Origin of the sequence: Brevibacillus porteri, assembly GCF_003013475.1 — a bacterium.
Lineage (GTDB): Bacteria > Bacillota > Bacilli > Brevibacillales > Brevibacillaceae > Brevibacillus > Brevibacillus porteri.
This window is the reverse complement of record NZ_PXZO01000044.1, coordinates 43,542-62,142: the sequence shown is the minus strand read 5'-3', so window position 1 is coordinate 62,142 and position 18,601 is coordinate 43,542. Positions and strand designations below refer to the sequence as shown.

General features: G+C 48.6%; 19 protein-coding genes and 1 riboswitch. Of the genes, 7 read left to right on the top strand and 12 right to left on the bottom strand.

Annotation, left to right across the window (positions count from 1 at the left end; all coding sequences use genetic code 11):
• Positions 1 to 64: 64 nt before the first annotated feature.
• The 6 genes from C7R92_RS32400 to C7R92_RS22085 all read right to left on the bottom strand — a co-directional run bounded on the left by C7R92_RS32400 (position 65) and on the right by C7R92_RS22085 (position 4,533).
• Complete coding sequence (locus C7R92_RS32400; RefSeq protein WP_167403227.1) at positions 65 to 229, bottom strand: hypothetical protein; 165 nt, start codon at positions 227 to 229, stop codon at positions 65 to 67.
• A gap of 56 nt (positions 230 to 285) precedes the next feature.
• The gene (locus C7R92_RS22105; protein ID WP_106835661.1) at positions 286 to 1,134 is read right to left on the bottom strand and encodes an energy-coupling factor ABC transporter ATP-binding protein; all 849 of its coding nucleotides are present in this window, start codon (positions 1,132 to 1,134) and stop codon (positions 286 to 288) included.
• Complete coding sequence (gene cbiQ / locus C7R92_RS22100) at positions 1,131 to 1,928, bottom strand: cobalt ECF transporter T component CbiQ (RefSeq protein ID WP_106835660.1); 798 nt, start codon at positions 1,926 to 1,928, stop codon at positions 1,131 to 1,133. Before cbiQ ends, C7R92_RS22105 begins: the two co-directional genes overlap by 4 nt.
• Positions 1,925 to 2,209, bottom strand: coding sequence for an energy-coupling factor ABC transporter substrate-binding protein (locus C7R92_RS22095; protein WP_007718520.1), 285 nt, complete (start codon positions 2,207 to 2,209; stop codon positions 1,925 to 1,927). The genes cbiQ and C7R92_RS22095 overlap by 4 nt, the downstream gene beginning before the upstream one ends.
• Positions 2,206 to 2,970, bottom strand: coding sequence for an energy-coupling factor ABC transporter permease (locus C7R92_RS22090; protein WP_017251510.1), 765 nt, complete (start codon positions 2,968 to 2,970; stop codon positions 2,206 to 2,208). Before C7R92_RS22090 ends, C7R92_RS22095 begins: the two co-directional genes overlap by 4 nt.
• Before the next feature lie 144 nt (positions 2,971 to 3,114).
• A riboswitch (cobalamin riboswitch) is annotated at positions 3,115 to 3,308 on the bottom strand.
• Between the two features lie 133 nt (positions 3,309 to 3,441).
• Complete coding sequence (locus C7R92_RS22085) at positions 3,442 to 4,533, bottom strand: quinone-dependent dihydroorotate dehydrogenase (protein ID WP_106835659.1); 1,092 nt, start codon at positions 4,531 to 4,533, stop codon at positions 3,442 to 3,444.
• A 151-nt stretch (positions 4,534 to 4,684) separates the two neighbouring features.
• Here C7R92_RS22085 and C7R92_RS22080 point away from each other — a divergent pair, with 151 nt between their 5' ends.
• From C7R92_RS22080 to C7R92_RS22070, 3 genes are read left to right on the top strand one after another with little or no spacing between them, the layout of a single operon-like run.
• The gene (locus C7R92_RS22080; RefSeq protein WP_106835658.1) at positions 4,685 to 5,785 is read left to right on the top strand and encodes a GerAB/ArcD/ProY family transporter; all 1,101 of its coding nucleotides are present in this window, start codon (positions 4,685 to 4,687) and stop codon (positions 5,783 to 5,785) included.
• Positions 5,775 to 7,157: a spore germination protein gene (locus C7R92_RS22075; protein WP_106835657.1), complete on the top strand. Its 1,383-nt coding sequence runs from the start codon at positions 5,775 to 5,777 to the stop codon at positions 7,155 to 7,157. Before C7R92_RS22080 ends, C7R92_RS22075 begins: the two co-directional genes overlap by 11 nt.
• A complete protein-coding gene (locus C7R92_RS22070; RefSeq protein WP_106835656.1) occupies positions 7,154 to 8,332 on the top strand; it encodes a Ger(x)C family spore germination protein in 1,179 nt (392 codons plus the stop codon). Before C7R92_RS22075 ends, C7R92_RS22070 begins: the two co-directional genes overlap by 4 nt.
• Positions 8,333 to 8,390: 58 nt before the next feature.
• Here C7R92_RS22070 and ald read toward each other — a convergent pair whose 3' ends face one another.
• From ald to C7R92_RS22055, 3 genes are all read right to left on the bottom strand, one after another.
• Positions 8,391 to 9,515: an alanine dehydrogenase gene (ald, locus tag C7R92_RS22065; protein WP_069849144.1), complete on the bottom strand. Its 1,125-nt coding sequence runs from the start codon at positions 9,513 to 9,515 to the stop codon at positions 8,391 to 8,393.
• Between the two features lie 131 nt (positions 9,516 to 9,646).
• Positions 9,647 to 10,885 carry a PucR family transcriptional regulator gene (locus C7R92_RS22060; RefSeq protein WP_106835655.1) on the bottom strand — a complete coding sequence of 413 codons (1,239 nt, stop codon included), beginning with the start codon at positions 10,883 to 10,885 and terminating at the stop codon, positions 9,647 to 9,649.
• A gap of 81 nt (positions 10,886 to 10,966) precedes the next feature.
• Complete coding sequence (locus C7R92_RS22055) at positions 10,967 to 11,536, bottom strand: helix-turn-helix domain-containing protein (RefSeq protein ID WP_106835654.1); 570 nt, start codon at positions 11,534 to 11,536, stop codon at positions 10,967 to 10,969.
• A 225-nt stretch (positions 11,537 to 11,761) separates the two neighbouring features.
• Between C7R92_RS22055 and C7R92_RS22050 the strand changes: the two genes are divergently transcribed.
• Together C7R92_RS22050 and C7R92_RS22045 are read left to right on the top strand one after the other, a co-directional pair.
• Positions 11,762 to 13,063 carry an MFS transporter gene (locus tag C7R92_RS22050; protein ID WP_069848930.1) on the top strand — a complete coding sequence of 434 codons (1,302 nt, stop codon included), beginning with the start codon at positions 11,762 to 11,764 and terminating at the stop codon, positions 13,061 to 13,063.
• Positions 13,064 to 13,080: 17 nt separating this feature from the next.
• The gene (locus C7R92_RS22045; protein WP_017251520.1) at positions 13,081 to 14,067 is read left to right on the top strand and encodes an ornithine cyclodeaminase family protein; all 987 of its coding nucleotides are present in this window, start codon (positions 13,081 to 13,083) and stop codon (positions 14,065 to 14,067) included.
• Positions 14,068 to 14,133: 66 nt separating this feature from the next.
• Here C7R92_RS22045 and C7R92_RS22040 read toward each other — a convergent pair whose 3' ends face one another.
• Positions 14,134 to 14,487, bottom strand: coding sequence for a response regulator (locus tag C7R92_RS22040; protein WP_017251521.1), 354 nt, complete (start codon positions 14,485 to 14,487; stop codon positions 14,134 to 14,136).
• A gap of 119 nt (positions 14,488 to 14,606) precedes the next feature.
• Positions 14,607 to 14,798 (bottom strand): hypothetical protein, encoded by a 192-nt coding sequence (locus tag C7R92_RS22035; RefSeq protein ID WP_069848936.1) that lies wholly within the window; start codon positions 14,796 to 14,798, stop codon positions 14,607 to 14,609.
• A 168-nt stretch (positions 14,799 to 14,966) separates the two neighbouring features.
• Here C7R92_RS22035 and C7R92_RS22030 point away from each other — a divergent pair, with 168 nt between their 5' ends.
• Positions 14,967 to 15,977 (top strand): BMP family ABC transporter substrate-binding protein, encoded by a 1,011-nt coding sequence (locus tag C7R92_RS22030; protein ID WP_106835653.1) that lies wholly within the window; start codon positions 14,967 to 14,969, stop codon positions 15,975 to 15,977.
• Positions 15,978 to 15,982: 5 nt separating this feature from the next.
• Positions 15,983 to 17,803 carry a sensor histidine kinase gene (locus C7R92_RS22025; protein WP_106835652.1) on the top strand — a complete coding sequence of 607 codons (1,821 nt, stop codon included), beginning with the start codon at positions 15,983 to 15,985 and terminating at the stop codon, positions 17,801 to 17,803.
• Here C7R92_RS22025 and C7R92_RS22020 read toward each other — a convergent pair.
• Positions 17,800 to 18,600, bottom strand: coding sequence for an alpha/beta hydrolase family protein (locus C7R92_RS22020; protein ID WP_106835651.1), 801 nt, complete (start codon positions 18,598 to 18,600; stop codon positions 17,800 to 17,802). The genes C7R92_RS22025 and C7R92_RS22020 overlap by 4 nt on opposite strands.
• Position 18,601: the final 1 nt, after the last annotated feature.

Here is an 18,601-nt window from a genome sequence, read left to right as displayed (position 1 = left end):
GCTGGGCGCACTGAAAAAAGCCCTTCACGCCTTGATGTGGCGAGAAGGGCTTCTTGGCGCGAACTTACGCCTTTCCCTTTAAATAATCATCTTTTATCTTCTTTTCCTGCTCGACGGTAGTCATCTCTTTCTCCAATACTTGATACATCAGTTCATCCTTCACCTTACGTGAAATTCCTTTTTCCTGGTGATTCGGGACCGATGTACTCATGACAGAGTCTTGTTCCATATCAGCGTACCTCCATGGCTTTTTGGGGTTAGCTTGCCCGAAAGCCGCCACTCCATTCACCACACCCGCTGAACACTGAGCATTTTTCGCAGCTCGTCGACCGAGCGTGGAATATTTCCGCCAAGTTCACGCTTCCACTGCTCAGGCAGTGCCTCCCACACATCAACGAGCAACGGCATACCCAGATGAAGACTCTCCAGCATAGTTCTATTTTCCAATGCCTCCTGCGGATCTCCCGCGAAAACAAGCCTACCTTCATCCATGATGAAAATCCACTCTGCCCATTCAAACGCGATATCCATATCATGTGTCGCCATCAAAACAGTCGTTCCTTGCCGGTGAATCGCATCGAGCTCCCGCAGCAAATTTTTAGTCTGATAGCGATCCAGATACGCAGTAGGCTCGTCCAACAGCAAAAGCTCTGGCTCCATGACCATGACCCCCGCGAGTGCCAGACGCCGTTTTTGTCCCAGGCTCAAATGATGAATCGGAGCTTCTGCCAGCTCTCTCAACCCGAATGCATCCAGCACTTTTTCTACCTTTGCCCGGATGACTTCCGTAGGCAGCTTCTGATTGCATAAACCGTAGGATACATCTTCTGCGACCGTACTTGCGATCAGCTGATGCTCGGGATCTTGAAAGACCAAGCCTACCTTTTGCGTCATTTCTTGCAGTGCGGCTCGTTTGTAGACTAGCGGTTTCCCCTTCCACAGCACCTGTCCCTGCTGTGGCTCGATGATCCCGTTCCCATGCAAGAACAAGGTAGACTTCCCACAGCCGTTTCGTCCCAAAAGGACGCATTTTTTCCCCTCTGGAATCCATAAGGACAGCCCAGACAGGACGGGTCCCCGCCCTCCTGGATAGGTGTACTGCAAATCGATGAACTCCAACAACCGTGATGTCATAACCACCAACCTCCTGTCCACCACTCAAGCAGCACCAGCAGCATACAGCCTGCGATTGACTCCCATTCATAACGTCGCGAACGAGCATGGGTATGAAACGCGAGCACCTGCATGCTCTCCCCGAAGCCTCTAGCCGCCATTCCTTTATGCAAGGCTTCGTATTTGCGCATCGCTCTGACAAACAATTGCGCAACGAGACCCCCTGCATCCCGAAGCGTCGCCAGGAAGCCGCGATGACCTCCACGCGAACGTTGGGCAATCCAGAGCTGGTGAGAAATTGTTACTAACACAAAAATAAACCGATACATGATCATTAATAAATCAGTCACAAGGACAGGCATACGAAGTCGGCGAAACACCTGCAAGATTTCGGCAAACGGCACGGTAAACAAAATGAAGGCAAAGCAAGATAAGCTCGCCATGGTACGCCAAAATAAGATCCAAACTTTACTGAATGATGACGTCGGCACATAGAGCACATACGAACCCAACTCCCATGCTGCCGCGACCTGGACCTGTACTTCGCCTGCTTTCGCCCCTTCTACCAATAGGGCTGGGAGCCCCGCCGCGAAAAATGAGAGCGACACGATCATAAAGGCACAATAGATAAGGACAGGTATACGGGCATACACCACTACCCATACCGTCATCCAAACAACGACGGCCATCTGCATCCATACATGTCCCACCAAGACGAGCAGTAACAATGCACTCGCCAGCAAGAGCTTATGAGCTGGCGGCAGACGTTTCAGCCTGTTTTGATAAGAGAGAGAATCAAGCTGCAGCCCGTTCATTTTTTCCGCTTATCCAACCGACCTTTGTACAAGCCCACGGCGTAGCCAACCACTCCCGCTCCCAACGCCGCCTGCACCGCAAACAATAGGCTCTCCGTCTCTCCCCCTGGCGGTTCTATCAGCGGCTGGAACCACGGTTCGTAGTTCGGAGCAATTTCCTTGATCGCTTCCTCCGCCACGCCGTCTGCGCCGCCAAATTCCGAATCCTGCACCAGCAACAGTGGGACAATCGCCAGTACGATTACCCCCAAGAGTAATAGCCAGTTCCATCCTTTTTTCACAGCGATTCCTCCCGTTTGAGCAAACGAAGCTGTGTAAGCTCTTTTGCGTTGTAAGATAACAACCAGTTCCAAACAAGAACGGTCAACAGACCTTCACTGATTGCGAGCGGAACTTGCGTGAATGCAAAAATTCCTGCGAATTTGGCAAACGAGGCCAACACTCCACCAGATTCAGCTGGAAATGCGAGTGCCAGTTGAATCGAAGTCACCACATAGGTAGCGAGGTCAGCCAAGGCAGCCGCCGCAAAAACAGCCAGACGCTGGCTTCCGCGCACTTTCATGATCACCCGATAAATTCCGTATGCCACCAGTGGTCCTACTACTGCCATGGATACAGCATTTGCCCCTAGCGTAGTCAAACCTCCATGTGCCAAAAGCAAGGCTTGAAACAAGAGCACCATGCTCCCTAACACAGACATCGCAAAAGGCCCAAACATAATGGCGCCAAGGCCCGTTCCAGTCGGGTGAGAGCTGCTGCCTGTAACTGAAGGGATTTTCAGTGCAGATAAAACAAATGCAAACGCTCCTGCAACACCAATAAGGAGCTTCATTTCGGGATGTTCTTTTACAATCTTGTTAATCGAGCGAATCCCAAGAATAAAAAATGGCAAGAAGACAGCCCACCAAAATAAGGCCCAGGATAATGGCAAATACCCTTCCATGATGTGCATCGCATGTCCTGTCTCTGGTTCATTGAGCAGGAAATACAGGACAAAGCCCGCGATCATCAAACAAGTAGATACGAGACGAGATCGATTCATGTTCCTTCCTCCTTCACTGACTTTCGTTCTTTTCCTACAAACAAAAAAATCCCATCCATCAATGGACGAGATGTGCACACAAAACAACAGACTGACTAGACAGCCTCATTGCCTCGTATTCACCGCTCCTTTCCGCGAAGGTTTTCTGGGTGTGGCTACTAGGTAGGTCTCCTGGCTTCCAGATCCATGCGCTCTTTGTCCTTCCCCATACGAAAATGAGTGGTTTCCTTCTCAAAGAGAGCTCCCTGGTTACAGTGGCGGGACCGCTCGGGACTTTCACCCGATTCCCTGTTACCCTTTATGCGTCACATAAAGGCACCTAACGCCGACAATATGGAATTGACAGACAATTCATGTTTGTCCCACATCATTATAACGGATCACTACATAAATCGGAAGAATATAAGCGAAAACGCATAAGCCGATGATCCACTACAAACGGAGCCATCGACCTATGCGTACTTGTTCTATCTATTCTTTTGCGTCTACGCCAATTACTTCACTAATATGTTTAAAACCATCGCGCTGCATGAGCTTGAGTAGCTTTTTGTTAATTTGCTTGGCGATACCCGGGCCTTGATAAATCATCCCCGTATACACCTGAACGAGACTGGCTCCTGCTCGGATTTTCGCGTAGGCGTCTTCGCCGTTATAAATGCCCCCGACACCGATGATGGGTACCTTGTCTCCTACTTCTTGATAAATCTCCTTCACCCAAGCAGTGGAACGCTCCGTAAGAGGTCTTCCGCTCAAGCCGCCCGCTTCCTCGGCAAATCGATGTCCGGCAACCGCCTCGCGTGACAGTGTCGTATTGGTAGCGATAATTCCGGCAATGCCTTCTTCAACAGCAGCGTGAACAACATCGCGCATGTGCTCATCCGACATGTCTGGTGCTACTTTCAGCAAAATCGGCTTTTTCTTGATGGAACGTGCTTCCATTTCGGTTGCCTTTTCCCTTACTGCACGCACCAAATGACGCAAGCTCTCTGTCTCCTGCAAGTCACGCAGATTCGGGGTATTCGGAGAGCTGATGTTAATGACGAAATAGTGACCGTATGCATAGAGCATGTCCATACATTTGCTATAGTCGATGGCCGCCTCTTCATTCGGCGTTACTTTGTTTTTCCCAATGTTAATCCCAATCGGAACATCTGAGTATGCGTAATCGACCAAATGCTGGGAAGCCAAATACGCACCGTGATTGTTGAAGCCCATCCGGTTAATGACAGCTTGATGTTCCGGCAATCGGAACAAACGCGGCTTCGGATTGCCTGGCTGCCCCTGCGGTGTCAACGTCCCGATTTCCACAAACCCAAAACCAAGAGCACCCAACGCATGATAGACTTCCGCATTTTTATCAAAACCGGCTGCAAGTCCGACTGGATTCGGAAACGTCATTCCCCACAGCTTATTCTCCAACCGCTGGTCTTTTACCTGATAGATCATCTTCAGGATGCTTTTGCCTGGAGCAGAATCCTCCACCAGCCTTAAGGCACCAATTGTCTTTTCATGAATCTCTTCCGCATCATGCTGGAACAGGTATTTTCTTATGAGCTGATACATCGGCTGCACTCCTTACTCCGTTTCTACCTTTTTACCTCATAGTAGAATACCATACTTTTTCGGGCGGATGTAACCTTTATACCTGATACATATTTCCAAGCAAGCAGGCAAATCCTAACAGCACCACCACGCACAGGGGGATAAGTCTTTCATGAAAGTGGACGGAAAAATCGGGATTGGTCAAGCCATTATGGTGATGATGCTGACGATCGGCATTACGAACCACGTAACCGTCATCCCCCTCTTATTGAGTAAAGCCGGAAGAGATGCTTGGTTGAGCGTGTTGCTTGCTGGTATCCCTTTTTCCTTCTGGGCGTACTTGCTGTTTGTGGTTAATCGAAATATGAAGCAACGTTCTTTGCATGAATGGCTCGCCCAACGCTCGGGAAAAATCGTCAGCCATCTGTTACTCATCCCCATCATGGTCTGCCTGTACATGATGGCCCTAACCAATCTGATCGATACCCAGACATGGACGACCGTCAACTACTTGCCTCGAACACCAGAGTGGGTGACCGCCTTAGCCTTAATGGGACTATGTATACTCGCTGCAATTGGTGGAATAACCTCTGTAGGAATCACAGCAGGAATCTTGCTGCCCGTCGTGGTTATGCTCGGATTTTTCGTCGCTTTTGGCAATATTCCTAAAAAGGATTATAGTCTTTTGATGCCACTTTTCCAGCATGGGTATCGTCCTCTTTTTCACGGGATGCTCTATGTAGGTGGCGGCATTTCAGAGATGTTCCTGCTACTATTGCTCCAACCTCACGTACGTAAGCCATTGCGCCTCGTACACTTTTTGGTCATGCTTGGCATCACGCTTGTGCTGACACTCAGTCCGTTGACAGGAGCTATTGCGGAATTTGGACCTGTGGAGTCTGCACGCCAACGCTTTCCGGCATTTGAGCAATGGCGGCTGCTCACAATTGGAAAAGACATCGAGAACATGGAGTTTTTCTCCATTTTTCAATGGCTCGCTGGGGCTTTTATACGCATCACCATTTGCTTGTTGCTCTTGGGAGATTTACTCACGATCCGTAACCGAAAACAGCGCAACTTCATGATGATATTTCTAGGTGGAAGCATGATCGCCTTTACCAGCCTCCCCTACAGTGACATGCAGTTCGTATCCTTTCTGACGCACGTATACTATCCGCTTTACTTAGCCATTATCGTTGTGATTACTCTCGCACTCATGCTGGTTACTTTACGCAAGCCATCCAAACAGGAGGGAATAGGCCATGACCCTTGAAGAGGAACTGCGGGAAAAATTCGCGCATTGTGCGGACGTCGTTTTTATGCGCACGGTCACATCCGAGGACCAGCCTGTATTGATGCTTTATTGCGAAGGACTTGCAGACGTTCGTCAATTACAAGATACGGCATTGCCGCAATTGGAGCGATTCCTGGCTATTGGTGATTTGCGTTCTCTGCCTCTTTTCCCGCTCTTCACGAACCCAGAATTGTGGGTTGAGCGACTGTTTGCAGGAGATTTGCTGATTTTTATTGGTGACTCTCCTCCGTTTGCCTGGGACATCTCCAATCGTCCAGAGCGCACTCCGGAAGAATCCAACACAGAGATTTCGATCAAAGGTCCTCGGGACGGCTTCGTCGAGGATCTCTCCACGAACGTTGCTCTCATTCGCAAGCGCATGCGAACGATTACTCTGGCCTATGAGCCTTTTATTCTCGGAACGCGCTCGCGCACAAGAATCGGTATGATGTATATCACAGATGGGGTATCTGAAGATCTGGTAGAGATGATGCGTGAGAGAATACACAAATGTACCTCAAAAAAAATTGTGAACAGCGCCATTCTGGAAAAGATACTGAGCGACAACACTCACTCCCTGTTTCCATTGGTTGATTATACTGGACGCCCTGACTATGTCATTTACATGTTGCTGCAAGGTAAGGTCGTCGTGTTGGTAGACGGCTCACCCTTGGCACTCGTGGCACCTGTAACCTTACTCGAACTAATCAAATCTCCTGAAGACGATCAGTACCCTGTTACCTATGTATGGCTGGAACGCATGCTGCGCCTAGGTGGATTTTGGATCGCAATCTTTCTGCCTGGCTTCTGGATTGCACTATCCGCCTATAATGTAGAGCAATATCCTTTTCAATTACTTGCAACCGTTACGCAGGGAAGAAAAGGGTTGCCCTTTTCCGCGCCGATGGAGCTATTTCTCATCTTGTTCATTTTTGAGTTTCTGCGTGAGGCAGGCGCCCGTCTGCCCAAAAACGTCGGGCAAACACTGGCACTGGTCGGTGCACTGATTATAGGAGATGCTTCCATTCGTGCAGGCCTGACTTCGCCTTCGATGTTGTTTATCGGCTCCCTTACAGTCGTTGCCTCCTTCACACTGGTCAATCAGTCATTAAGCGGTGCGGTAACCGTGGCTCGTTTCGCTGTTTTCTTCCTTTCCGCAACCATCGGCATGTACGGCTTTATCCTCGGGATGATTGCCATCGTATACTACTTGTCCACCTTGACCTCCTTTGGCAGATCGTATATTTTGATGGGTTCATCCAACTCCTTGTCCACACTGTTCATTGTCTTGTTCAAGTCCATGACCAGTTTTTTTCGGACGAGAGCTGCTAAAGGTGGCGATAACAAATGAAGGGCATGCGGATTGCTTCTGCTATGCTGCTGTTGGCAACGACTCTTCTTAGCGGCTGCTGGGACCAGAAATCGATTCAGGACCTTCGCTACTTATCTGCCATGGGCATTGATTACGTCAACAATGAGTATGTTATGTACGCCCAATCCACCGATCTGTCTACCGTCGCGAAGCAGGAGTCATCAACCACCCTTCAATCGCCACCAGCGACCATTTCGATTGGGAAAGGGAATACACTTCAGTCTGCCTTTGATAACCTGCAAAAAAACGCACAGGTACCTGTGTTTCTAGGCTTTGTATCCTCCCTCGTATTTCATGAGCGCCTCTTGAAAAAGGGCGTCATCACCTCCCACGATATTATGAACAGATACGGTCTGATTCGTTACACCAAGTGGGTATTCGGAACGCGGGAGCCGATTGACAAAGTGTTAAGCTCTCATTCTTTGGTCGGATTTTCTCCATTGGACTCTCTCTTGCATCAGCCAAAGGATGTTTACGAGCAGCGTTCGTTTATCGAGCCGATCCAATTTTTTCGGTTTATCTCGAGCTTTTGGGAGCCATCAAACACCGTGTTATTGCCAAACATCACGCTGTACGAGCGATCCTGGAAAGAAAATAATCGTTTTATTTCTCGCCTCTCCATCGATGGCATCCACGCTATTCATCGTGGAAATTGGCAGGGTTACTTCCCCAATCGTGATTTAATGGGGATTCGGTGGATGAATAGTGACACGAAATTTGCTGGCCTCATTGTGCGACAAAACAACACTCCCAAAGCGACAATGCGCATTGAGCATGTTGAATTGGACATTACTCCGATTACCACTGGAGAGCATCCTCGTTATCAGGTCAATGTCCGACTAAAGGGGTTCGTTCGTGAAATGATGAGTGCGGTTACGCCTGCTTTCGTACGGAAAAACTCCGAAGAACAGGTAGCCGAGCAAATTCGCGGGACGTTTCTAAAAGGAGTCAAAGCAGGGATTGATCTGTATAGCTTGGAGGAACGTTTGTTTAAAAAAGATTACCAAGCTTGGCGAAAATACGAAATACGCAAGCGCAATAAGCTCACACCTGATTCCCTGGCCCAAATCCAGGTGAATATGTACTTAAGTGATTCTGGAAAAATGAAGATGGGTTCGGCCAAATACCCTGACCCGCTTGGGCCGAATGAATGAAAAAAACTGCTTGCCGTAAGAACGGACAAGCAGTTTTTTCTTTCTATTTACCGTAAGGCTAGTTTTTCACCAGCAAAACTTCTTCGATAGAAGCATACGGCAGGTTATGCGCATCAGCTACAGCCTTGTAAGCTACTTTGCCGTCGATGACGTTTACGCCTTTTGCCAATGCTTTGTTGTCGCGAATTGCTTGTGCGTAGCCTTTGTTCGCCAATTGTACCGCATAAGGAACGGTTACGTTGGTCAGGGCCAATGTAGATGTACGAGCGACTGCACCAGGCATGTTGGCTACCGCGTAGTGAATCACACCGTGCTTCTCATAGGTTGGTTTGTCATGAGTCGTGATGCGATCTACGGTTTCAATCGATCCACCTTGGTCAATCGCAACGTCTACGATCACAGAACCAGGTGACATGTCTTTTACCATATCTTCTGTTACCAGACGTGGAGCACGAGCACCCGGAATGAGTACAGCGCCTACCAGCAAATCTGCTTTTTTCACAGCGTTTGCGATGTTGAAGGAATTGGACATCAACGTCTGAACACGGCCTTGGAACAGGTCATCCAGTTGGCGCAGACGGTCTGCGTTTACATCGATAATCGTTACATTTGCACCCAGTCCAAGCGCCATTTTCGCTGCGTTTGTCCCTACGATCCCGCCGCCGATCACGACTACCTCGCCTTTTGGTACGCCTGGTACGCCACCGAGAAGAACGCCTTTTCCACCGTATTGCTTTTCCAAGAATTGCGCACCGATTTGAACGGACATGCGCCCAGCTACTTCAGACATCGGCATCAACAGTGGCAGTGCGCCATTGTCGAGCTGGATGGTTTCGTAAGCGATTGCAATCACTTTTTTATCGATCAATTCACGAGTCAATTCAGGCTCTGGTGCAAGATGCAAATACGTGAACAGAATCAGACCCTCGCGGAAAAATCCATATTCAGCAGGGAGTGGTTCTTTTACTTTCATCACCATGTCAGACGCCCATGCCTCTGCTGCTGTTTCTACGATCTCAGCGCCTACTGCCTTGTAATCTTCATTCGTAAAACCGCTGCCTTGCCCTGCACTTGTTTCTACACGAACCGAATGTCCGTTTTGTACCAAAGCAGCTACACCTGCTGGAGTAATGGCTACGCGGTTCTCATTATTTTTAATTTCTTTTGGAATTCCAACGATCATGATAAGTATGTCCTCCTTGGAAACGCCGTTTTCTTTGCGGTTACTATTATTGTACAGCGTATCTTCCGGCATACTCCTTGGAGATTCCTTTAATTTTAGCGTCTTTTCATTTGTGAAAATTCACAAACAAACTACTGTTCCCCATCTAATTTGGCTATTTTCAACTCTAAATATAAGGCAGCCCGCTGATTCATATTGTCGAGATCGACACGTATGATCTCCTCAATTCGTCTCAGTCGGTAGCTCAACGTATTAATGTGGATATGCAGGCGCTCTGCTGTCTTGTTAACTTTGCCAGCGGCATCCAAAAAAGTCTCCAATGTCGTCAAGAGCGTGGTCTGGTTGTCGCGATCGTACTGTCTGAGCTTTTCCAGCCGTTCATTCTGATAGCCCTGCTCCTCTTCCCACTGCTTCAGTTGTAGTAGATAGCGATAAATCCCCAGCTCGTGGTACCCGTGAATCCCCTCATTTTCCTGCGGAAACAGCTTCTTGATCTTGAGCGCATGCAGCGCTTCCCTGTAGCTTTTCACAATATCCGTATAAGACTTGTAATCTCTCCCGTACCCGGCAATCACCTGGCGTCCTTCCGTGACATGTGCTTCGAGCTTGCCGAGCGAGTCTGCGAGGAACTGTTCCACCTTGCGAATGAGCACGTCACTCTTGTCTTTTTTCGCTTCGGACAGACCGATCAATAAGATGATTTGCGAGCCGTCGACAACCCAGAGCAGTTTGTCACGCATTAATAACGGATACAAGTACTGGTCCAGACGCGCTCCTGCCGCTTCAATAATACAAATTAAATAAGAGGTCGGAAGCTGCATCTGCAAGGTGTCTGCTTTTTGGCGAATGACAGCCTCACTGCTGTGATTCCCCAGCAACAGCTCCCACAGAAATTCCTTGCGTCGCTGCTCCTCCGCCTTGCGTTTTCCCTGCCGCTGGATGAGACGCGAGACGGCTACGCGTGCTGCCTGACGAAGAATTTCATCATCTTCCCGGGTAATCGGTCGATTCACCTCTTGTGCCCAAATGTAACCGAGCACGTCGCTCCCTCTGCGAATAGCAATCGCCACACGCTTACCCAAGCCAATTTCGTCCTTGGCCGGGATGTGTACGGGGTCGTCTTGCGTTAACAGCTCCTGGAATACGCCGTCCTTCCAGAGGCGCGTCAGCACTTTTTCCGGTACCCGTCGCCCCATGATGGTAGACCAGCGCGCTTCATCTGTGCTTTCTCCGTGTGAGCTGTAAGCAATCAATTTATGATCGGCATCTTCAACCGTTATCGGATTTTGCAAAAGTTCTCCAATGACATCAGCTAATTCGTCGATATCAGCATGCTGATACTGTTGAAAATAGTTAGGCTCTACGGGCACACTTTCACCTCTTTACCGCTCTTTTGTACGCGTTCCTCTATTATAGTAGAAAACATGACTTCGCTAAACGCTCTCGGTTAATTAATAAGGAGCGGTCGGAATCATGTCGCTGTCATGCGAATTGACACAAAGGAATCGGGTGACTTCACCTGTACGGTTCACCCAGTTGTGCGGTACGGATGAATCCATGTGAATACTGTCGCCAGGGAACAAATCATGCTCCTCTTCCCCCAGCAAAAGAGTCAGCACACCCTCGAGGACGTAAATAAACTCTTGACCCTTATGTACAAAAGGCGTGCCTTTTTCTCCATGCGGTGAGAGCGTGACAAGAATCGGTACCAGTGACGGATTTTCCAAATCACCGGACAGTTCCTCATACACAAAAGGCGCATGCAAAAGCCCAGATCGCTCTTTGCTCGCCCTGCGTACCTGCCCATTCCCTCCACTCGACTCACCCGAAAAGAAATAGCCTGGGCTCACTCCCAAGGCTTCCGAAATTTTTTTCAATGACTCCAGCGTAATGGAAGACTTCCCACGCTCTACTTGGGACAAAAAGCTGATCGACAGCTGCGTTTTTTCTGCAATTTGTTTGAGTGTCTTCTTTTTGCCGACACGAAGCGATTTGATTAATACACCAATGGTAGGTTCCATTTGCATACCTCGCCGTAAAAAGGATAGGTCTATCATACTCTTTCTCGAAAAAAGTTGTAAAGTTAGCATAAGTATCCATTTTTACTATTGCTGCAAATTGTATTGCATTTTATAATCTTTATTATTATCAGATTTGTAATCGCTTCATTCCTGAAAATTGAAGTGCTACTTCACTCATAAATTGAAGTGACACTTCAATATTTACCGACAAAGGAGGATTACCCGATGGCATTACAAACACAAGCGGGCGTTTCCAAAAAGGTTCAAAACAAAGCCTTGGTCGCGAGCCTTATTGGCAGCTCCATTGAGTGGTTTGACTTTTTTCTGTATGGAACCATGGCATCGCTCGTATTCAACAAGCTATTTTTTCCTTCTTCTGATCCAAGTGTAGGCTTACTGCTCTCTTATCTGTCATTTGGTCTTCCCTTTTTCATCCGGCCATTGGGTGGCGTGATCTTCAGTCATATCGGGGACAAAATCGGTCGTAAAAAAACACTGGTCTTGACATTGTCTCTGATGGGAGGCGCTACCGTCTTGATCGGTTTGCTGCCTGATTACAATGCCATTGGCATCTGGGCTCCGATTCTTCTCGTTCTGATGCGCTTGATTCAAGGCTTGGGGATCGGCGGTGAATGGGGAGGGGCATTGCTTCTCGCCGTAGAGTATTCCGGCAAAGGCAGACGCGGCTTTTTTGGAAGTATCCCGCAAATGGGTGTAACCATCGGCATGCTGCTTGGTACGTTGGCCATTTCTTTGATGAGTGCGCTTCCCGATGATCAATTCATGTCTTGGGGCTGGCGAGTTCCGTTTCTGTTGAGTGCAGCACTAGTCTTTTTAGGACTCTGGATTCGCAATGGCATTGATGAAACGCCAGCTTTTCAAGAAGCAAAAAAGACGGGGAACATTGCGAAAGTTCCCATCGTAGATACATTCCGCTATCACTGGAAAGCTGTTCTGATTGCCGTCGGAGCCAAAGTAGTAGAGACGGCGCCGTTCTATATTTTCTCGACGTTTATTATTGCCTACGCGACGAATTACTTGGGCTACGACCGAATAACGGTACTCAATGCCGTGACGATCGCCACATTGGTGACAACCATCGCGATTCCGTACATGGGCATGCTGTCAGATAAAGTCGGCAGAAAGCCTTTGTATATCGCAGGGACTGTAGCGATGATGCTGTTTGCATTCCCTTACTTTTATATGCTGTCATTGAAATCAGCCCTTTGGCTTACCGTCGCTACAGTCATCGGACTCGGGATTCTCTGGGCTCCGGTCACAGCTGTATTGGGTACGATGTTCTCGGAGATTTTCAGCACGAATGTACGCTATACTGGGGTAACGGTTGGCTACCAGCTCGGTGCTGCTTTGGCGGGTGGTACTGCTCCGCTGATCGCTACTGCCTTGTTAAGCTCCTTTAACTCCTGGGTGCCAATCGCTTTGTACATCGTAATTTCCGGGGTTATTTCTCTCATTGCGGTTTCTGCAACGAAGGAAACAAAGGATTTGGATTTGGATGAATCCTGATGGAAAGGAAGAATGAGATGCTACTATTAAGCCGTGAAAACATTGAACAAATCTATACGATGAAAGATTGCTTGAAAGATGTGGAACACGTCTTCCGAGAGCATATGCTAGGAAACGTCAGCACCCCTGTTCGTACTGCTATTGACCATCCGAAATACGGAGCGACCAGTCTATACATGCCGTCCTATTTGGAAACGGACGATTACGTAGCGGTAAAAATCATCAGCATTTTCCCGGAGAATCACAAGCACGATATCAAAGCACTCCAAAGTGTAATCGTGTTGACCGAAGCAAAAACAGGACAGCATGTGGCGATGATGGACGCGAGCCTGTTGACGATTATGCGCACAGGTGCAAGCAGTGGCGTTGCAACCAAATACTTGGCAAAAGAAAATGCGCAAAGCTGCGCTGTATTGGGATGCGGGGCACAATCCATCGGACAAATTCAAGCCGTCATGGAAGTCCGTCCGCTGACAAACATTTATCTCTATAACCGCACACGTGAGAAAGCGGACGAAATGAAACAAACACTTCTCTCCCTCTATCCGGAGTGGCAAGGCGAAATCACGGTTATGGATGATGCCAATGAAGCGGTGGCGAATGCCGAAATCGTGATTTGCAGCACCAAGGCTACCAGCCCGTTGTTTGATGGATCACGCTTGCGTCCTGGTACGCATATCAATGCCATCGGTGCTTTTCTTCCGCATATGCAGGAAGTCGACTCAACTACCGTACAAAGCAGCAAAGTCGTGGTTGATACACTCGAGGGAGCCCGGCACGAGGCAGGCGATCTGCTCATTCCGATTGAGCGCGGCGAATGGAGCTTTGAACAAATGCACGCTGAGCTGGGAGACATTCTGATTGGGAAAAAGCCTGGCCGAGAAAACGATGAAGAAATCACGCTGTACAAATCCGTGGGTGTTGCCTATTTGGACACAGCCGTTGCCAAAACGGTTTATGAACGTGCGAAAGCAAACGGCATTGGAACAGAAATCAGCTTGTAAATCTTGGCTTATAGAAAAACAGCCGCCTTCCCACCCGGGATTTGGCGGCTGTTTGCTTTTTCCTGTCTACAAAAGTCGTGCGATTGCATCAAGTATCTGCTCTTTTTGAAAAGGCTTCACGACGAAATCACTCGCTCCTGTTTTCATCGCTTCCAGCACCTTCTGCCGGTGCCCGATTGCCGAGCAGATCAAAATTTTGGCATCACGGTCAAAATCCAAGATGTGACGCATGGCTTCAATCCCGTGCATGTGCGGCATGGTAATATCCATCGTGACAATATCTGGCTTGAGCTCCTTGTACTTTTCAATTGCCTCCAAGCCATTCGTCGCTTCTCCACAAACTTCATGTTGTTCGCCTAGCATATCCGCCAGCACCCTTCTCGTGAAGGCTGCGTCATCTACTATCAGCAATCGGGCCATGCAGTCTTATCCCCTCGCATCTCGCTTGCTATTCTACTTCCTACTTTTGCAGAAATCGCAAGCCTTGTCCACGAGAGAAAATGACTTCTTTTGTCGAATAGCGCCAACTCCGATCGGTTTTATGAAATAAAGCCGATTCGCTCGCTGCTCTCTTTCGAAACATTGTCGCTGACGGGTTCAACTGTCCCGCTCGACGCCAGAGGGCTATCTGGTTTCGGGTGTGGAGTGGTCTCACCAATCTCCGGTCGATCGACCTGTGTTACCTCATCAGGAATATGAATCTGGGGGATTTCCACCCTATCGTTTTCCATCGCGTGTACGCCTCCCTTCTGTTTCCGCTTGGCAGGATGTTCTCCATACGATTAGCCTGTCCGTATCCCTTTTTTCCATGCACAACCTTCAGAGAACCGATATAATAGGCATGACATGTATTTATATTTTTATGTGGTTTATGCTTTTTTTCTATGGAGGAATCCCGCATGCCAAAGCTGCTGCCATTTCCCGTCTTATTTACCGGTTTGGTAGTCGGGCTGCTTCTGCTCATTACCAGTCAATTCGTTACAAGCATGAAGCATCTCGATAAAGTCATAAATAAAAGCAGCCACTCTTCTGACAAAGTGCGTGTCGCCCTGTTGCTGGAGGGCCCCACTTATGATCAGGGCTGGAATAGCAGTGCACTGGAGAGTATGACAGAACTGCAAAAAAGATTTAACTTTTCACTCGAAATCGCCAATAATATAAAACCGGAGCAGATCACGAAGGTGGCTGAGAAATATGCAGCCAACGACTATGATCTCATACTCGGTCATGGCCTCATCTTCTCTGATCCTTTTACAGACGTGGCGCTTCGGTATCCGAAATCACACTTTGTTTCCTTTAACGGAGAGGCTCCGCATCCGAATCAGACGACGATTCGTTACGATATGAAGCCTGCTGGCAAGCTCGTCGGCATACTTGCGGCGAAGATGTCGAAATCGGATAAAGTTGGATACATCTTGGTAGACAAGCCCACAGAGCTCCTACAAGTAGAAGGCTTTATCGAGGGAGTGAAAAAGGAATCGCCCAACACGTCTATCGTCGTGGGAAAAGTTCCTGATTTCAATGATATTGAGGGAGCCATTCGCAGAACTCGCGACATGATATCTCAAGGTGTGGATGTCATCTACACCACAGGCGACAGCTTCAATCTCGAAGTGATTACAGAAGCGCAGCGCGCAGGCGTATTCACCATCGGATACATTGCCGATCAGCGCTACATCGCTCCAGACTACGTGCTGGTCTCCATGATGCAGGATGTTCGTCAATGCTACCGCATCATCATGGAACAGTTTATTCAAGGGGATCTCCCGAATGGAAAAGTCATGTACGGACTTGCCGAAGGAGTCAACCATCTCAGTCAATTCGGTCACATGGTGCCAGCAAATGTACGTGAAGATTTAGAACGGGAATTGCAAAATCTCATTCCTTCCCGTGGCTCGTATGGAGGTTAATCAGCATGCCCCTTTTCAGCAATCTCGGATTTCAGAAAAAAATCATGCTCAGCTATCTCGTAATGATGCTTCTCATCGGTTGCGTGACGACCCTGTTCAGCTATCAAATGACCAAGGTCACCTCTGATGAAGTGTATTTGACGCAAAACCTCTTGCCGCAAACGAGCGCCTTACTGGAAGTCAAAAACCAGATATACACCAAGACATATGCGTTGAACATGTATACATCGACACGCGACGAGTCTTATTTGGATCAATACTATACAAATCTGATCGATACGGCTCGCTTTTCCTCGCTTCCCAAAACCGAGGCGAACAGTGGCTTATTTACCATTATTGAATCGATATCCCAACTGGACTTTATCTTTTTGAACAAAATCAATCCGTTGCTGCAAGCAGGGAACGTTCCAGCCGTCAGTTATGTACTAGACAACGAAGTAAAGCCCTTGCTCGATCGATTGGAACGTGATCTCTCTTTCTCACTCAATCAGCTAGAGTATCAGACGAACAAAGAGTTTCAGAATTCGAATGAGAGCATAAAAGTCTCGTTGATCCTGACGTATTCGGTTTCCGTAGCCTCTATCTTGTTTGGGCTGTTCTGTACGTTTTACTTCCGCAATGAGCTGTTGCGCCCAATCCAGTCCCTGATGCAGCAAGCACGTGAAGTATCGAAAGGAACATTCGGTCAGCAAATCGTCTATACCCATCAAGATGAATTCCTTGAGTTGGCGCAGGAGTTCAATAAAATGTCGAGCAGCATTGCCAATCTATTCGCACAAGATGAAAGACAACGGCAAATTTTGACCGAAGAAAAAAACATCCGGGAGCAAATCTTAAACTCTCTGCCTGTTGGGATTATTACCCATTCCCATGCGACAGTTGGTCTTCATGTAAACCAGTTGGCACAGCATTTGGTCAAGCTCGACAATCACGGCTATCCCGTGTCCAAGGATTCCTTTGAAGCACCCACACGCAATGAGCCGACTCCCTGGTTCGTCAATCGCAAAATGACCTTGTACAAAAAAGACGACACGCCATTCATTGCCCTGGTCTCCTACATCCCTTTGCACAATCATCACCACGATCAGGAAACCGGGTGGATGGTCGCCTTCTTGGACATTACGGAGCAGGAGCAAATTCAAGAGTACTTGAATCAATCCGAGAAGCTGGCCATGGTCGGTCAGTTGGCAGCGGGAGCCGCTCATGAAATTCGCAATCCGCTAACGGTCATCTACGGCTTTATTCAGCTATTGGAACAGCGTTTATCGAATCAAGAGCGCGATTTGTACTACTTACCCTTAATCTTGCAGGAAATTGAACGGGTCAACCGTATCGTGACGGAGTTGTTGATGCTCTCTAAACCGTCCAAGCCCGATTATCGCGAGGTTGCGCTAGCCGGTGTCGTTCATTCGATTCTTCCCTTGATGAAAGCCGAGGCCATGCTGCATGGAATAGAAATCGTAGATCGCTGTGATCAAAGCGTTCGTATTCACGTCGATGTCGAGCAATTAAAGCAAATCCTGTTAAATTTAATGAAAAACAGCATTGAAGCCATGAAAGACGGCGGCGTTCTCTCCATCGAAAGCCGCCTGGACGATCAAGCTGTCCATATTCATGTTACAGACACGGGAGAAGGCATTTCCCAAGAGTATCTGGTCCGCATATTCGATCCGTTCTTCTCCTTAAAAGAGGATGGAACAGGACTGGGGCTGCCGATTTCCCGACGAATGGTCGAAAACCACGGTGGGGATCTGCACGTGAACAGTAAGCTGGGGAAAGGGACGGAAATCATCATCACGCTCCCGCTTACACCAAAAGAAGATTAGGATTGCGCATCCAGCCAAGCGAACATCTTGCGCGTATACATCTCCATAGCTTCTCCGACAAACAGATGGCTGGCCCCTTGCGCCAGCCATTTTTCATACGGTTTGCCTGCCCGAATCAGCGCATCTGCCAATTTATGAGCATGCTCCACTCCCACATTCTCATCTTCCGTTCCATGGATGATCAGCACAGGGCAAGAAATCTCGTCCATCCGATACAAAGGCGTCCGATCGCGGTAGGCATCCTCCTGCTTGCGCGGGTGACCGATGATTCTGCGCAGCATCCTTCTCAGATCAACCCGCTCCTCATAGGTCAAAAACATGTCGCTGACGCCACTCCATACGACGCAAGACAGCACGCCTTTGCACTCCATTGCAGCAAACAAGGCCATGACGCCACCGCGTGAAAAACCGTAGACGCTGATTCGCCCCTTGTCCACCTTCTCCAGGTTGCGGAGCAATTCAAATGCGGCAAACACATCATGCCTGTCTGCCCCACCGAATTCATCCCGGCCCTCTCCGCCTTCGTTGCCACGGTAATGAGGAGCGAGGACCACGTAGCCAAAGGCGGCCATTTGACTGATTCGCTCGGGTCTGACGCGTCCCACTCCTTTTATCCCGCCTCGGCAATACAGGAGAGCCGACAGACATGCTCCCTCCTGAAAATAGGCCTCTGGTACAGCCAATGCTGCTTTTACCAGCAAGTCTTGACTGTAGTAGCTGACGGTATAGAGCCGCACTCCCGGATGGACTGTCTCCTCGGGTGTACATGCGACAAATGGTGAAGTATCTAGCTGCATC